The 15416-nt window shown below is 35.0% G+C and carries 12 protein-coding genes; 8 read left to right on the top strand and 4 right to left on the bottom strand.

The window, feature by feature from the left end; genetic code table 11:
- The first annotated feature begins 67 nt into the window (after nt 1-67).
- Entirely contained in the window at nt 68-805 is a 738-nt protein-coding gene (locus tag BW946_RS07570; RefSeq protein WP_076595593.1) for a methyltransferase domain-containing protein, read from the top strand.
- Between the two features lie 86 nt (nt 806-891).
- Here BW946_RS07570 and BW946_RS07575 read toward each other — a convergent pair whose 3' ends face one another.
- Nucleotides 892-1146 (bottom strand): carboxymuconolactone decarboxylase family protein, encoded by a 255-nt coding sequence (locus BW946_RS07575; RefSeq protein WP_228402484.1) that lies wholly within the window; start codon nt 1144-1146, stop codon nt 892-894.
- A 109-nt stretch (nt 1147-1255) separates the two neighbouring features.
- Between BW946_RS07575 and BW946_RS21360 the strand changes: the two genes are divergently transcribed.
- Nucleotides 1256-1546: a hypothetical protein gene (locus BW946_RS21360; RefSeq protein ID WP_076595594.1), complete on the top strand. Its 291-nt coding sequence runs from the start codon at nt 1256-1258 to the stop codon at nt 1544-1546.
- Between the two features lie 9 nt (nt 1547-1555).
- Here BW946_RS21360 and BW946_RS07585 read toward each other — a convergent pair whose 3' ends face one another.
- Nucleotides 1556-1933: a winged helix-turn-helix transcriptional regulator gene (locus tag BW946_RS07585; RefSeq protein ID WP_076595595.1), complete on the bottom strand. Its 378-nt coding sequence runs from the start codon at nt 1931-1933 to the stop codon at nt 1556-1558.
- Between the two features lie 165 nt (nt 1934-2098).
- On the opposite strand from BW946_RS07585, the gene BW946_RS07590 reads away from it, so the two are divergent.
- Nucleotides 2099-3160, top strand: a complete 1062-nt coding sequence (locus BW946_RS07590) for an NADH:flavin oxidoreductase (RefSeq protein ID WP_076595596.1) — start codon at nt 2099-2101, stop codon at nt 3158-3160.
- A 209-nt stretch (nt 3161-3369) separates the two neighbouring features.
- Here BW946_RS07590 and BW946_RS21365 read toward each other — a convergent pair whose 3' ends face one another.
- Together BW946_RS21365 and BW946_RS07595 are read right to left on the bottom strand one after the other, a co-directional pair.
- Nucleotides 3370-3528: a bacteriocin-like protein gene (locus BW946_RS21365; protein WP_170872060.1), complete on the bottom strand. Its 159-nt coding sequence runs from the start codon at nt 3526-3528 to the stop codon at nt 3370-3372.
- A gap of 192 nt (nt 3529-3720) precedes the next feature.
- Nucleotides 3721-4923, bottom strand: a complete 1203-nt coding sequence (locus BW946_RS07595; RefSeq protein WP_076595597.1) for a C1 family peptidase — start codon at nt 4921-4923, stop codon at nt 3721-3723.
- A gap of 193 nt (nt 4924-5116) precedes the next feature.
- Here BW946_RS07595 and BW946_RS07600 point away from each other — a divergent pair, with 193 nt between their 5' ends.
- From BW946_RS07600 to BW946_RS07620, 5 genes are all read left to right on the top strand, one after another.
- The gene (locus BW946_RS07600) at nt 5117-5635 is read left to right on the top strand and encodes an RNA polymerase sigma factor (RefSeq protein ID WP_076595598.1); all 519 of its coding nucleotides are present in this window, start codon (nt 5117-5119) and stop codon (nt 5633-5635) included.
- A gap of 12 nt (nt 5636-5647) precedes the next feature.
- On the top strand, nt 5648-5905 hold the full coding sequence (locus tag BW946_RS07605; protein ID WP_076595599.1) for a hypothetical protein: 258 nt from the start codon (nt 5648-5650) through the stop codon (nt 5903-5905).
- Between the two features lie 127 nt (nt 5906-6032).
- Entirely contained in the window at nt 6033-7964 is a 1932-nt protein-coding gene (locus BW946_RS07610) for a T9SS type A sorting domain-containing protein (protein ID WP_170872061.1), read from the top strand.
- Between the two features lie 65 nt (nt 7965-8029).
- Complete coding sequence (locus tag BW946_RS07615; protein WP_076595601.1) at nt 8030-10798, top strand: TonB-dependent receptor; 2769 nt, start codon at nt 8030-8032, stop codon at nt 10796-10798.
- A gap of 3 nt (nt 10799-10801) precedes the next feature.
- A complete protein-coding gene (locus BW946_RS07620; protein WP_083688806.1) occupies nt 10802-15322 on the top strand; it encodes a TonB-dependent receptor plug domain-containing protein in 4521 nt (1506 codons plus the stop codon).
- Nucleotides 15323-15416: the final 94 nt, after the last annotated feature.

The raw sequence follows: 15416 nt of genomic DNA on the forward strand, positions 1-15416 counted from the left end.
TTTTATTTTATGATGTAAGTACTAAAATTTGTAGATTTGATAGGAGAATTTCTTTTTAAACTTTTACATGAAAATAACTCAACTCGTTATCCTGTTCAATTATAAGAAAATAGTACTTGGAATTTTAATCTCATTATTTCTTTTTATATTGTCTTTTCAGATTAATTCATCCTTATGGATCATATTATTAAGAAGTTTTGGAATTCTTATTGTTTTAAACATATTAGCTTCAATTGCTGCATCTTATATTCTTTATGATAATTCTGATCTATATGAATTGAAGGGATTAAATGAGTTTCTGGATTGGGAAAAAATTGAAAATGCAGTTGTAATTCATGCAAGCTTTGATCCTTTATCAAGAAAACTGGAAGAGAAATATGGTCATGTAAAATTCACTGTTTGTGATATTTATGGAAACAGGCATGAACATGAAAATGGGATTGAAGTTTCAAAGAAAATGTATCCTCCTAATCCTAAAGAAATAAGAATTTCCCCTGATACTTTACCTTTTGAAAACGAATCACAAGACATCATTCTGGCAGTCACAGCACTTCATGAAATTCTCGATCATCAGAAAAGAGTTTTGTTTTTTAAAGAAGCTAAAAGAATATTAAAGAAAGGAGGTTTGATCATTATATCAGAGCAGTTTAGAGATGTTACCAATTTTATATTTTTTAATATCGGATCTTTTCATTTTTTAAGTCAAAAACAATGGAAAAAATCAATTTCACCAGCAGAGATGAAAATATTTGAAAATAAGAAAATTACTCCTTTTGCCAATATGTTGATTTTGAAGAAAAATTAGAATCATAATTCATAAATGCTGGTGTTATACATTTTACTCCTCCTCAGCCAAAGTAATCCTTAGCTTATTCAAAGTATACATCAGCGTTATACAAGCTTTTGTTGATCATTGAATACATGGGTATATTTCCAGCCCGGAAGTCTGTTGATAACATCCTGTTCAAACCCAAAATCAGAGAGTTCTTTAGCGTGATAGTTGCAGCAACAGGCATAACCATTGATTTGAGAGATACGAAGTTCCACCAAAGCGATTAGTTTTTCATCAATACCGGATTTTCGGATGCTGCTGTGGGCTTTGTATAGATTTCCAATGGTTTCTTTTGCAATTTCTTTGTAATTCATTGTGAAATATTTTCTGCAAATTTGCATCTGAAATGGCTTTGAAACTATATGCTTACATTTTAGTGATATACTTACCTTTTGAAAGTGCTTAATTATATAAAATAAAAAAATGAAAAAAATAACTTCATTTTTGAAGTCCCGAAAATGGGCATTCATTATTTCGATATTATATGTCGGAACCGGAACATTAGCAGTATGTTCGGCTTATGGCAGCGATGCATTGTATGGTGAATGGACTTTATATGCTTTATTAATAACATTTCCTGTATCAATTCTGAGTTTTGGGTACAGATATGCTGATCCCAGTATATGGCCAGTTTTATTGATTCAGTTTTTTATGTTTTTAATTACATTTTTTATTTTATCCTTATTTATAATAAGTAAGTCTGATAATAAATAATTTTCAGAATTATTTAGGACTAGTCAACTCATTCAAGAAAGCACAATCTTTATCTTCATGCTGTCCTTTTACCTGATATTTAGCTTCCCACTCTTCCAGTAAATAAAGAATAGGCAACAATGCCAATCCTTTTTCTGTAAGAGAATATTCTACCCGAGGTGGAAGTTCTTTAAACTCTTCACGGATAATAAGGCCGTCAGCTTCCATTTCCTTCAGCTGATCAGTTAATACCTTTCTGGAAATGACATTAATGCGTACTGCCAGTTCCCCAAAGCGTAATTTCCTGTCTTTAATGACCAGAACAATAATAGGCTTCCATTTGCTTCCCAGAGCGGCCATTGCCTTACCCAGAGGACAGCTGTATTGCATTAATTCATTCTTTTTCATAGAGAGATCTTTATTTTAATACCATATGAAACCGGAATTTCATGTGTTACTTTGATGTTACTAATGTAGGTTACTGCGAAGTTACCACTATTTTTTTAATAAAAGATACAAAAGTGAACTATTATTAGTTACTTTGTGTAACAATTATAAAATATAAATTTAAATATGAGCACATCATCATTATTTAAACCATTTCAATACAGGAATTTACATCTTAAAAATAGAATTGTAATGGCTCCAATGACCAGAGCACAATCTGACAATGGAGTTCCAACCCAAAACATCGCAGATTATTATGGAAGGAGAGCCGCCTCAGAAGTAGGACTGATTCTTTCTGAAGGAACTGTGATCAACAGACCGGGATCAAAAAACTTGCAGAACATTCCTGATTTCTATGGTACAGAAGCTTTAAACGGCTGGAAAAATGTCATTGATACTGTACATCAGAATGGAGGTAAAATGGGTCCTCAGATCTGGCACGTAGGGGATACAAGAATGTCCGAAGACTATCCGTTGGTTACAATGGAAAAGGCTTCCACAATGACGATTGAGGATATTCAGGATACCATTGCGCAGTTTGCAGTATCAGCAAAATCAGCAAAAGACCTTGGTTTCGACTGTCTTGAAATTCATGGCGCTCACGGATACCTTATCGACCAGTTTTTCTGGGAAGTTACCAATACAAGAACTGACGAATACGGTGGTAAAACATTAAAAGAAAGAAGCAGATTTGCTGTTGAAGTCGTAAAAGCAATCAGAGCAGCAGTAGGAGAGGACTTTACCATTATCATCCGTCTTTCTCAGTGGAAGCAGCAGGATTATAAAACCAGACTGGCATTTACTTCAGGCGAGATGGAAGACTGGTTATTACCATTAAAAGAAGCTGGAGTAGATATTTTCCACTGCTCACAGCGTCGTTTCTGGGAGCCGGAATTTGAAGGCTCTGATTTAAACTTTGCAGGATGGGCAAAAAAAATTACAGGGCAGCCAACCATTACCGTAGGTTCTGTAGGCTTAAACGGAGATTTCCTTAATGCTTTTGCAGGGCAGGGAACAGAAAAAAGTGATCTTACGGAACTGATCAGAAGACTTGACAATGAGGAATTTGATCTGGTTGCAGTAGGAAGAGCTATTTTACAGGACTACCAGTGGGTACAGAAGATCAAACACGGAAATACGGAGGCTCTTCTGGACTTTTCAGCAGAAAGTATGGGCATTTTATTTTAATATCAATAATGAATATAAATTCGTTTCGAAGTCGATTTTTTTAACAGCATAATTTATTCACTTTTCGAAGCAGAATTGATTATTCAACCAGATATTAAATCAGCATAATTCACTTTATTTTATATTTAATTTTCACCTATTTATTAAAGAACCCGATTTCAGAATTTCTGAAACCGGGTTTTGTTAATTGTAAATGGTTCTAAGTGATTTTAAGGACATCCTATTGTATCCAATACACACTTCCATCGAGATGGAATCCCATTTTTGCCAGGAATGTAGCAGGCTGTTGTTCCGCCCGGACAATCAGGAGCATTTCCTCCATTAATTTTCTTTAAATCTATCTTAGATAATTTTCTTAGATTTTTCATACTTAATAATTTGTTGATTCATACAAATATAATATTTTTTGAAAGCGAAAAAATAATTTGTGCCAAAATGTGAAATATACTCTTTCAAAGACAATATACAATAAACCCGCTCCCGGAATTTCCGGGAGCGGGTGTTAACAGATTTAAATATCTAAAACTGCCCTTTAAACAGGCAGAAATGATTTCTTTATCTTATAAACCAATGCTTTTAGTTGGCTTCAGTTGTTTTAAGATGCTTTTAGGGATGGCATTCTTGTGAACAAGGATCGCTGTTGACTTGTATTCAACATAAGGTCTTGTTACATAAAGGTATCCGGCAAAATCATTGGTTACTCCCCATGAGTTTTTTACCATATAATACTCTTTACCCGTTTGATCTTTTGCCAAACCTACGATATGCATACCATGGTCATCCGTTGTAGAAAGGTTATTAAGTGCTTTCTGACGCATGTCTTCAGTGATGGTTTTATCTTTTTTAGGCTCTGTAAACAAGGTCTGTTTGTTCTCCGCAGTGATTTGGTCAAGGTCCATATCCGGAACATAAGCTACACCGTTTTTATAAGAGAAGTAAGGCTCAGAAACATCAGTTGCCCAACCTACAGAATACCCTTTAGCTACTGCATTGTCTATGATCGTTGTAAGATCTTTCATCGGAACATTCCAGTCAGAATCGTGGCTCCAGTTATCAGGAATCGGAACTACAAATTTCTGAAAATACGGGTAATCTTTATAGGAAGATAATTCTACATAATCTTCAGGATTGATTCCTACCACTTCCTTAGCAAATGTTTTTGGAGTGTAGTTTTTCCCTTCATACGTAAAGTTGGCTGGTACTTTTCCTAAATATTCATCAAGAATAGCATCTACAGAATCCATCCAGTTATCTGTCAGTTTTCCTTTTGAGGAAGCCTGAACAAGGCTGTCAAGAACCGGCTTCAGTTTGCCTTGCATTTCTTTGAAGTTGTTGGTTGTTTGTCCGGATTTTAATCCGGTATAAACATCCTGAGGAACCGCACCATACTTCTTGTACATATTGATTACGTCGTGAAGTTCTCCTCCGTCACCCCAGCTGATAGCGCCGTTATTCAAAACATATAATTTTGCCTTATCGTGGTAAGAGTTTCTTGCCGTAAAGATTTCAGCAAGATCCACAGGTTTTTTGCCCATTCTCTGCATTTCAGATTCAAGGAAAGAGTTTCCTGAGTAGCTCCAGCAAGTTCCTGATGAACCCTGGTTCTTTACAGAAGTTGCACCCACATCTTTTAACGTTGTGAACTGAAAATTAGCATTTTGTGATTGGTTGTTTTTTAACTTGTTGATTAAGTCATCTTGGGCAAACATCATACTTCCTGCAGACAAAACAAAAAGTAATGATGCAATTTTGGCATTTTTCATTACTATAAAAAGATTATTTATATTAAGAGTCGTTGATAATAGAGATTTGTTACAGATGGAAAAGTTAAATTTGAAATTAAGAAAAATAAAAAAATTAATAATATAGGCTCATTTATCCCTTTACTCAAAAAAGTTGATCATGTTTCCAACTCTTATAAAAGTTTCTGCATCTATAATAATATAACTCCTGACTATGGAACAAGAATTATTATTGGAATGTCAGCGTAACAACCGCAACGCCCAGCGGAAAGTTTACGAGAAAATGGCGGGCAGGCTTTATTCAGTCTGCAGACGCTATTTGAAAAATGACGAAGACATAGAAGAAGTCTTGGCTGATACATTCTACAAGATCTTCACGAAAATTACCCAGCTCCAGAATGCAGATACATTTGAAGCATGGGCAAGAAAAATTGCTGTAAATGAATGTCTGCAGAAATTAAGATCCAACAAAGGGATGTTTATTTCCCTGGAAGAAAATTTCAATAATCATTCTGAAGGAACTACAGAAAACCTTTCTCTGGAAAAAGATATTCTGAGCTTACTGAATTTTCTCCCGGAAGGCTGCAGAGCCATCTTTAATCTTTTTGCTATTGAAGGATATCCTCATAAGGAAATAGCCACCATGCTTTCCATTAGCGAAGGAACATCAAAATCACAGCTCAATTTTGCACGAAAAAAGCTGCAGGAACTTCTCGTGAATCAAAACATTTAAACTTTTACAACAATGGAAAATAATCATATAGATCAACAATTCAATGAAGCTTCCAAGCTTTCAGAAGAACCAACTGTTTTTCCTGGTTTTGATAAAGTATGGGGAAAAATTGAGGAGAAATTAGATAAAAAAGAAGAGAAAAAGAAAATCATTCCTATCTGGCTGCCCTATGGTATTGCTGCAAGTTTGATGATTGGTTTGGGAGCTTTTTATTTTATGAATAAAAAAAGAGGTTGCAGAACCTTTACAACCTGTAATAGTAGAAAATAAAGTTTCAAACAGTTCTGGTAATAAAGTTGATATTGCAAAAACAGACAGTACCATAAAGGAGAATATCAGAAAAGAAAAGTTGCCTTTATCTGTGCCTGATCCCATAGCATATCAATCTTCAGCAGTTGTGGGAACAGACTCATATAAAACGCATCCCAGCTGTAACATACCGACAGTAAAAGCTCCTGATAAAATAACAGCATCTTTACCCCCAATATATAATGATACCTTAAAAACAAAGGAAATTGATGAAGTTGTTGTCACTGCGTATGGCATTAAAAAGAGTTACAAATCCGTTACAGCCTCTTCAACCGTTATGATTGCTTCTACAGACAAGAATCCTGTACATTCACCGGCAGCCGTTTCTTCACTGGCAGGAAGAGTTGCTGGGATAGAAGTATCAACCGGAATTAAAAAGCATGATGCAATATTAATCAGGGGAACAAGAAGCATGGATGGTCATTCTACAGCCCCTTTATATATTGTTGATGGAATTATATTAGGCAGAGAATCTGGATTTTTAAATGCTCTGGATCCTAAAAAGATAAAAGAATTAAAAGTACTGAAAGGACTCGAAGCTGCTGCCCTGTATGGAAGCAAAGCTAATAACGGAGTTATTGTAATTACCACAAAGGGATTATCTACAGCAGAAATAGAAAAGCTGAAAAAAGTTTCTTCAGAAAGTGAAGAGAAAGTACTAAAAGAACCGGAAGAACCCGAAAAAAAACTTCCCAAAGCAGGCCAGCTTACTGCAGGTGAAATTAACGATTTTTCTAAGTGGGATTATTGGAAAGATATTGCAGTTCCTACTCTGGGTGAGTATAAAAATACATGGAAGTTCTTCCCTGATAAAAGGGTTTCAGTTCAACTTGTGAATAAAGACAGAAAGCCTGTAATAGGGGAAAAAGTAAAATTATTGGATGATAAGAAAAACATTATATGGGAAGCCGTTTCAGATAATCTTGGTAATGTAGAATTATGGATATCCCCTATGACAGGTGATAATTCAGATTCTGAGAAATATTATTTATCCGATGGTTCCGGGCAGATCATCAGCAGTAATCTCAGAACCTTTAAAAATGGACAAAACCTCATTATTTTGGACAAGACCTGCCTGCAAAAACATGTATTGGATCTTGCCTTTGTAGTAGATGCTACCGGTTCTATGGGAGATGAGATTTCTTATCTTCAGTCTGAGCTTTTAGATGTGTTGAAGAAAACAGAAAGACAGCTTAAAAATACAACTGTAAGGTACGGATCAGTTTTCTACAGAGATCAGGGAGATGAATATGTGACCCGAAAATTTGACTTTTCAGATAAGGCAGAAGACCTCGTTGAATTTATTAAAAAACAGAACGCAGGAGGTGGCGGAGATACGCCGGAAGCAGTTGTGGAAGCCCTGAAAGTTTCTGTTGAAGAGTTGAAATGGAGTCACGAAAACTCAGCCAAAATAATGTTTTTGATTCTGGATGCCCCACCACACCATTCAGAACAGAATATAAAGGAACTTTACAGTACAGTAAAGAATGCTGCAAAGAAAGGGATTACCATTATACCACTGGCTGCCAGTGATACAGATAAACAAACAGAATACCTGATGCGTACATTTGCTTTACTCACCAATGGTACCTATACGTTTCTTACAGATGACAGCGGAATAGGAAACAGCCATATCAAACCTACCATAGATTCTTATGAAGTTGAAAAACTGAATGATTTATTATTAAGATTAATCCTTCAGAGAGCCATTTTACCGGAGTGCAGTGCAGGAATTTCAAATGATAATATTAACAAGAAAATGGAAAAAGAAATTGACAGTCAGATTGACAGTAAAACTGTAGTATTCCCAAATCCTACAAAAGGCCTGATGCAGATAAAAACAAGAAAATCAATTGAAGAACTGTTTGTATATGATCTTGCCGGAAAGATTATCATGAGAAAAGAAAAACTGCCGGAAGGTAAAAATTCAATTGATTTAACTTCTTATCCTCAAGGGATTTATCTTGTACGTATTCATACTAATGATCAATGGGAAACATTTAAGGTCATTAAAAATTAACTGTCTGAAAAAAGAAATTTTCCCGGAAATTTCTTTTTTCATATTTTTAAGCATACTAATAACTGATGAAAAAGAATTATTTGCTGTTGCTGCCATTTACGATTACCCTATTACAGGCACAAAATTCACAACTCTATTACTCTGGAAAGTTTTTAACATCTAAAGATAAAGAACAGAACTTTTTAAAGGTTTATAATAAAAACAGTGGTATTTATGAACTGACTGATGAGAAAGGATTTGCCATTATTGCTGCCAAACCTTATGATACTCTCGTGTGGAATCAAGGGAAAAATACCCATATTATTTCTTCTTATGAACTCAGGGAATTAAAAACGATTCTGGAAAATCAGACAGGAAGTAAAAGTGTAGAAAATATTTACAGTAAAGCCTATGACAGTCTTGTTTCAAAAGAGATTAAAGACGATTTCAGTATTGAAAAAACTAAAACCCAACTCAGTAATAGATCGCATTCTTATTTTGATGAAATAAGAAAACTAAAGCAAAAAAATGATACTGTTTATGTTTTAAAAAGGATCAATAAGACAACATTACTGTTTAACGGAAGTTTTACCACATCTTTTGATATTAAAAACAGAAATGCTGTTCCAGGGACTCAAAATAAGTATGTTCAGGGAAGATTAGAAAACGGAAATCTTTTTTGGAAAGGCCCTGAAACGAATGAAATGTTCAGTTTTGGACCAGATATATCAACACTTGGATTTAATGGATTCCCTTATGAGTATGACCAGAATGGAAAACTGATTCCGTGGATTAATGGACTTCAGCGTGCAAAAAGATATGATAATAATCTTTTTAAAACCACAGTGGGTTATAATAATCAATTGAATGTAAATGCTTTTATACAACAGGGTAACAATGAAAAATTCCGTCTTTCACTGAATCTGGGGCAGCAAAAGAACCAGATGTATTTTATTGATCAGTTTGATATTACCAATACCCTTAAAGCAAAACTGAATGCAGATTTGGGTAGATATTACATTAATCTGGCTTTTAATTACGAAGAAAACAAGGCAACCAATACCAATAGAATAGGATTGTTCAACAGAGCCTATCAGAATTCATTGCTTACGCCCATATCTTTTTCAAACGAACAAAATATTTTCCTGAATAACGGTTCACAGAGAAGTTACAGCAAATATGCAGACAATCCTTCTTTTCTTTTTGAGCAGGATAGCAAATACCGCTATAAGAATCGGGACAGGCAGTTGAGTCTTAATGTAGCGAAAGATTGGGGCAGTTTTAAACTGAATATCAGTCAGTCCTACGAGAATATTACTAGCTGGAATCAGGATCAATATCAACCTTCTACTTATGGTTTTATCAACGGAATATCCAATGAAAGGATTCAAAACAACAGTTCCTATCATTCCAATATACAGGGCTCTTATTCATTGGGAGACTATGACTTTAGAAATACTTTCAGCCTGAATTTTATTTTAAACGATAAAAAATCTGATGTTTATAACAGCCTGACCCACCAAAAATATCTCTATCAGAGAACTTCACAGGATCATATTTTTAATTATAATATGAACATCCGCGATTATGATTTTGAAGCAGGGTTTAATCTTGGGAATTCATTTTACATCTCCAATACTTCCCTTAAGAATAATTATTGGCTTCCAAAAGCTAACTTTTATCTGAAGTTCAATGGGATCTTCAATTGGTATAATTACAATTTTAAATTATTGGGAAGTTACACCCAATTAAGCTCCGAGCCGGAAATGACAAGATCCTATGCTCCATATTCTACTACTTTGCTGAACGCAGAAAATTACAATCAATATTTTCCGGTACAGGAAGTAGAAAGTTTCAGAGGTTTGTCCAATATCAATACTAGAGAATGGAAAATTGGAGTCAGGCTGAATCTTGGGTATAAAATAAGTGTAGAAGGAGAATATTTTAATAAAAAGAATAAAGATGATATATTTCCTGTTTTTGAAAACAATCAGTTAAGACTTAAAAATATAGCAGATCATACATACAGCGGGTACGAATTCAATTTTACCTACGAACGTTTGCGTTTGGGATATGATATGTATATCACCAATAAGGTCTCATTCTTTCAATACAAAGATATTGTAGACCGCATTGCTCCCGGATATCAGAACCATGCGGTTTCAGGATTTAAAGATATTTATAAAACACTATCAGAAGGACAGGTTTTGGGTGCTGTGATGGGCAGTTACTTTGAAAGAAATGCAGCCGGACAATTGGTCATTGATGAGTTTGGGTTTCCTAAAAAAGCAGACGGAATGAAAATTATTGCAGATCCTACACCGGATTTTGTAATGAAATTCAATCATAGTTTTGCCTATAAAAATTGGTCCTTAGATATCAATTGGGAATGGAAAAAAGGAGGCCATCTGTGGAACGGAACACAGGCTGTTCTCGATTACTACGGCCGTTCTTATGGCTCAGGAGAAGAAAGGAATATCAAAAATTATATTTTCGAAGGTGTACAGGCCAATGGAGCTGTCAACCAGATTCCTGTTGATTTTTATGATCCCAATCAGAATGTTCTGGAAAACAGATGGTCGAGGTACGGTTATTTAGGAGTAGCTGAAAATTATGTTCAAAAAGCAGATTATGTAAGGATCAATAACATATCCCTTTCCTCAGATTTCCCGATTAACAAGAATAAACAGACTCTCAGACTGACTTTTTATGTAAATAATATCATGCTTTGGCAGGCCAATAAAGGCGTGGATCCTAATCAGAATTTCTACGATTTGAGTAATGGAAGAGGACTGGATTTTTTTAATCTTCCCTCCTTTAAAACATTTGGCTGTATTGTTTCACTTAAATTTTAACTCATGAATCTCAAGTTTATATCCACCTATATCATCCTGATGTGCTTATTATTTTCAGCCTTTTCTGTGAAAGGCCAGCAACCATTTCAGGATTTTGAAAAAGAAAAGACCTACATTCAGACCAATCATGTTTTTTATAAACCTGGAGAGCAGATGTATTTTAAAATATATGTAGTAAAAGGAAGCAATAATTTACCCGTCGAAGAAAGCAGAGTCGTCAATTTTGAAATAACAGATCCTGCAGGAAGTGTTGAGAGAAAATTAAAATACGAAATTACCAATGGATACGCCCGGGGAGACTTCTATTTTGCTGAAGATATGAAAGGAGGTATCTATAAAATCAGAGCTTTTACCAACTGGATGCAGAATGAAGAAGGCAAAAATGCATTTGAGAAAGAAATTACCCTTCAGAAAATTGTATCTCCAAGGATTTTAATGAAGCTGGATTTTCCGAAAAAAGGATATGGACCGGGAGATGAGGTGACCGCAGATTTTTCCATGAGAAGCCTGAGCAGCCTTCCGATCCCTTTTTATGAAGCTGATTTTACGGTAATGCACAACGGAGAAACCATTTCAGAAGGAAAACTCATTACGGATAAAGAAGGCAAAAAATTGTTGACCTTTAAGCTTCCTGAAGTTTTGAAATCCTCTGATGCTCTTTTGAATATCAAAGTGAATTTTGACGGGTTTACAGAATCCATTTCCAGAAATATTCCTATTGTTCTGAATAATCTGGATGTGAAATTCTTACCGGAAGGCGGAACTTTTATCAATGGAATAGAGCAGAATATCGCCTTTAAGATTCTGGATGAGTTTGAAAAGCCTGTAGATGCTGTTCTGGCAGTTTACAATCAGAATCATGAAAAAATAAAAGAAATTTCAGCCTATAATTTCGGAATGGGAAGCTTCCGGTTTACGCCTAAAATAGGAGAAACTTATTATGCAAAAGTGCTGAAGCCTGAAAATGTTACCCAGACTTTTAATCTCCCGGAAGCAAAAAATGAAGGACTGGTTTTAAATATTCGGAATGAAAATAAAAACATGAATTTCACCATCGTTTCTACCCGGGAAAGAACAATTACCCTGCGGGGAAGTTTCCGCGGAAAAGAAGTTTACAGCAAAATAATTACACTGAAAAAAGGAATGAATTCTTTGGAAATTGCAGAAAAGGATTTCCCCACAGGGATCTGCAGATTCACTGTTCTGGAAAATAACATTCCGCTTGCAGAAAGAATTGTTTTTACCAATAAAGTAAACCAGCTGAATATAAAAGTTACTCCTGTAAAGCAACATTATCTGCCAAGAGAAAAAGTAATGCTGAATATTGAAACTACCGATGAAAATAATAAACCTGTTCCCGCCAACCTCGGAGTAAGTGTAGTAGATGATAAGCTATGGACGTATGCTGATGATAAGCAGAATCATATTATTTCCTGGCTTTTGATGGACTCAGAGCTCAAAGGGAAGATTGAAAAGCCTCAGTTTTATTTCGATAAAAAAGAAGAAAAAGCAGATAAAAGCTTAGACCTTGTTATGCTGACAAACGGCTACCGATATTTTGAGCCTGTTCCGGAAATTCTGAAGACCAATAAATACAAATACCTTCCTGAAAAGAAAAATACTATTTATGGTGTGGTAGAAGATGAAAACAAAAAAACAGTGAAAGCTGATGTCTTTCTTTTGGACCCCCATAATAAAAAGATTCTCAAACAGACTGTTGCTGAAAACGGGAAGTTTTATTTTTCAGATTTAAATGCAAATAATTCTTATAAGATTATTGCAAAGTCTTTTCAGCCTAAACATCAGTTGAAAATAAGGATTCTGTCTTATAATCTGGATTTTAATCCTTTAGTAAAACAGAAACTTACCAACATAGACGTAGAAGAAATTGTAAAGGAAGCTGAAAGAAAAGAAGAAATAAAAACAGAAAATAAAAACAATACCAATCAGCTTAACAATGTTGGAAGATCAAAAACGGATACAATCAGTAAAAATAAACGTATTGAAGAAGTAGTGGTGGTAGGCTATGGTGTAAATAAAGATAAAACAGCGGTTGCTTCTACAACAGTAGCATCTGCTATGGAACTTCAAAACTCCAGTGTAACTTCCGTATTGAATGGGAAGGTTGCCGGATTAGTTGTAACTGGTGGCGGGCAGCCGGGTGCAGGAGAACAGATTCATATCAGAGGAACGGCCTCCATTAGCAACAAAAATCCTTTATTCATCGTGGATGGCGTTCCTGTAGAAAACTTTAATACTATCATCAACCCAAATGACATCAACAGCATTACCGTTTTGAAAGATGCTGCTGCTACCGCTATTTACGGAAGCAGAGCTGTGAATGGAGTTATTATCGTGACCTCACTTAAAAACAGAAAATCAGAAATAAGTTTTGATATAACTCCGAAATCTTATTTTGCCATAGAAACCTTGCCATATGGAAGACTTGTTTCATATGCCGGGGCAAGAGAATTTGTATATCCTGAATATAAAACAACCAATACCTCTTACCGTTTTGATTACAGGGAAGCGCTTTACTGGAATCCGGTCGTAGAAACCGATAAAAATGGAAAAGCAAAAGTAGAGTTTTATAATTCAGATGCGAATTCCACTTTCAGAATTATGACAGAAGGAATTGCTGCATCAGGACTTTTGGGAAGAGATGAAACGACTTATGCTGCCCAGAGTCTGATTTCGATAGATACTAAAATTCCTCAATACCTCACGAGAACAGATCAGATGATAATTCCGGTGGTCATTAAAAATAATTCTCCCGAAACGCGTAAAATGACCATGGATGTGATTGTTCCGAACCATGTGAAACTCATCAGTTCTGATAGTCTGATTACTCTGAAACCCCTAGAATCAGGAAGATTATTTGTGAAAATACAGACTGATGAGGTGGTGAATTCCAATATCCAGTTTACCATAAAATCCGGAGAGTTGAGAGAAACGGTGATCCTTCCGTTTAAAGTAGAAGAAAAAGGATTTCTTCATCAATTTTCCATCATTAATAATAAAACAGAAGATCTCAAAATCAATATTCCGGAGTATATCAATGGAAGCCTGTATTCATCCTATTATGTATTTGAAAATACAGCTCTGAAAATGTTTGAAGACATGGAACAACTGAAAAAAGAACCTTACGGATGCTTTGAACAGCTTTCCTCAACAGTATATCCTAACATTTTTATTCTTGATTATTTAAAATCAAGTAAAAAAATAGACACAGCAACTGAAAATCTGGTGATAAAAAACCTGAAAAAAGGCTTCCAGAAGCTGCTGAGTTATAAAAATAAAGACGGAGGTTTCGGATATTTCAGTTCTGCAGAATCAGATGTTGCTCTTTCCGCATTTGCGTTATTGGAATTTACGGAGTTAAAGAAGTATGTGAACCCTGATGCTAAGCTTATCCAGGGACTTTCCTCATTTATTCTGTCGAAAAAGAATGCAAACGGATTATTCGAAGTAAGAAAACCCTATGAGTCTAAAAAAGATTTTTCGGAATATTCATGGTCAAGAAACATGTATGTTATATACGCTTTATCCAAACTTGGGTTTAAAAATGAAATTGAAGATTCCTTCCAGGTAATGCTGAAAAGAGCTTTAGCTGCAAAAGACTCTTATCAGTTGGCTTTGCTTGCCAATGCTGCCGCTCACTTAGGAAAACAAAAGCAATATGATGAGCTGATTCGGATACTGGATCAGCAGTATAAAACGAAGAATATAAAAACTAAAGTCACTTTTACTGGTTCATGGGGAATGTCTGCCGATGCAGAAACACTTTCGTTATACCTTATGGCACTTCAGAAAGATGAGAAACTTAATCAGTTGAAAATCGCTGAAGCGGCTGATCAGCTTATTAATTTCAATGGATATTACGGGTTTGGTTCTACACAGGCTACTACATTGGCGATACAGGCATTGTCTGAATTTTTCTCTAAAAATGAGAAATTGTATGGAACTGAAAAACCGGTTATTAAGATTAACAAAGCGAATACTTATCCTAATATAAGTCTGTCATCAGCATATAAAACAGGGGAAAATGATATCACTATTCATTATCCATCACAAAGAGGACTTCCTTATAAGCTGGAATATCAATATTACACCCTGCAGGCTCCTGAAAGCAAGGATATTCCTCTTACCATGGAGACCAAATTAAAATCAGGAACATTAAAAACAGGAGAGACCAACAGAATGACTATTACCGTCAAAAACAAAATAAACGGTGAGCTGCCAATGACCATTGCAAAGATTGGTATACCAGCAGGACTGACTCTGCAAAATGCCTTACTGAAAGATATGCTTGATAAAAAACAGGTTTCTTACTATGAAATTTTCGACAACTATCTGGTTTTATACTGGGAACATTTCAATGCTGAAGAAACAAAGACCGTTAATCTTGATCTCAAAGTAGAATTTGCCGGAACGTATACAGGAAAATCAAGTAATGTTTACCTCTATTATATGCCGGAAGCAAAATATTGGAATCAAGGCATTACAACCCGTATTGAACCTTAATTTTTATATATTAAAACAGGCATTCTAAGGAGGTCTGTTTTATTTTTAAAATTAAATTTCAAAAATTATTGAAAATTCAAAAAATATAATTACA

It is taken from the genome of Chryseobacterium sp. RU33C (assembly GCF_900156015.1).
GTDB lineage: Bacteria > Bacteroidota > Bacteroidia > Flavobacteriales > Weeksellaceae > Chryseobacterium > Chryseobacterium candidae.